2 protein-coding genes are annotated in these 1,517 nt (G+C 61.7%); both read right to left on the bottom strand.

What is annotated here, in order from left to right; translation table 11 throughout:
* A partial coding sequence (locus tag BFP96_RS03405; protein ID WP_139113330.1) for a response regulator occupies positions 1 to 451 on the bottom strand: 451 nt, incomplete at its 3' end.
* Between the two features lie 50 nt (positions 452 to 501).
* Positions 502 to 1,517: chemotaxis protein CheA (locus tag BFP96_RS03400; RefSeq protein ID WP_139113329.1), on the bottom strand; the 1,016-nt coding region annotated here is incomplete at its 5' end.

Genomic DNA, 1,517 nt, shown 5'->3' with positions numbered 1-1,517 from the left:
CTGCGGGTGCAGGCGTCGGTGCAGGGGCTGGCGCGCTGAACAGGCTGCGGCGGTTACTGCGTGAAATGCTGTGCACTTTCTCGCACAGCATCTGCTTGACCTTCTCGGGGTTGCGCGAGATGTCTTCGAAATTCTTGGGCAGGAAATCCACCGCGCCGGCGTCCAGCGCATCCAGGGTCACCCGGGCGCCTTCGTGGGTCAGCGAGGAGAACATCAACACCGGTGTCGGGCAACGTTGCATGATATGACGCACGGCCGTGATGCCATCCATCATCGGCATTTCGTAGTCCATGGTGATCACGTCCGGCTTCAACGCAATGGCTTGTTCGATCGCCTCTTTGCCGTTGGTGGCCGTGCCGACTACCTGGATCGTTGGATCGGCGGAAAGAATCTCCGAGACGCGGCGGCGGAAGAAACCCGAATCGTCCACCACCAGGACCTTGACTGCCATAAACACTCCGTTAGACGGGGCGGGCACTCGCGCGCCCTGCCCCGCCAGAATCAAATACGCCGTGCGGCGTAACGCTTGAGCATGCTCGGAACATCGAGAATCAGCGCGATGCGACCGTCACCGGTGATGGTGGCACCCGACATGCCCGGGGTGCCCTGCAGCATCTTGCCCAAAGGCTTGATCACCACTTCTTCCTGGCCCACCAGTTGATCGACCACAAAGCCGATGCGCTGGGTGCCCACCGACAGAATCACCACATGGCCCTCGCGCTGCTCTTCATGCTTGGCCGACGCCACCAGCCAGCGCTTGAGGTAGAACAGCGGCAAGGCCTTGTCGCGCACGATCACCACTTCCTGGCCGTCCACCACGTTGGTGCGCGACAGGTCGAGGTGGAAGATCTCGTTGACGTTGACCAGCGGGAAAGCAAACGCCTGGTTGCCCAGCATCACCATCAGGGTCGGCATGATCGCCAGGGTCAACGGCACCTTGATGACGATCTTGGAGCCCTGGCCCTTGGTCGAGTAGATATTGATCGAGCCGTTGAGCTGGCTGATCTTGGTCTTCACCACGTCCATGCCGACGCCACGCCCGGACACGTCGGAAATCTCGGTCTTGGTCGAGAAACCCGGCGCGAAGATCAGGTTGTAGCACTCGGTGTCGGTCAGGCGGTCGGCGGCGTCCTTGTCCATCACACCGCGCTTGACGGCGATATTGCGCAAGATGGTCGGGTCCATGCCTTTGCCGTCATCGGTAATCGACAGCAGGATGTGGTCGCCCTCCTGCTCCGCCGCCAGGATCACCTTGCCGTTGCGTGACTTGCCCGAGGCTTCGCGTTCTTCCGGGGTTTCCACGCCGTGGTCGACGGCGTTGCGCACCAAGTGGACCAGCGGGTCGGCCAGGGCCTCGACAAGGTTTTTGTCGAGGTCGGTTTCTTCGCCCACCAGTTCCAGGGTGATTTCTTTCTTGAGCTGGCGCGCCAGGTCGCGAACCAGGCGCGGGAAGCGGCCGAAGACTTTCTTGATCGGCTGCATCCGCGTTTTCATCACGGCGGTCTGCAGATCGGCGG

Origin of the sequence: Pseudomonas sp. 34 E 7 (assembly GCF_900005715.1) — a bacterium.
GTDB lineage: Bacteria > Pseudomonadota > Gammaproteobacteria > Pseudomonadales > Pseudomonadaceae > Aquipseudomonas > Aquipseudomonas orientalis_A.
The sequence above is the reverse complement of the archived record's forward strand: the minus strand, read 5'-3'. Positions and strand labels throughout refer to the sequence as shown.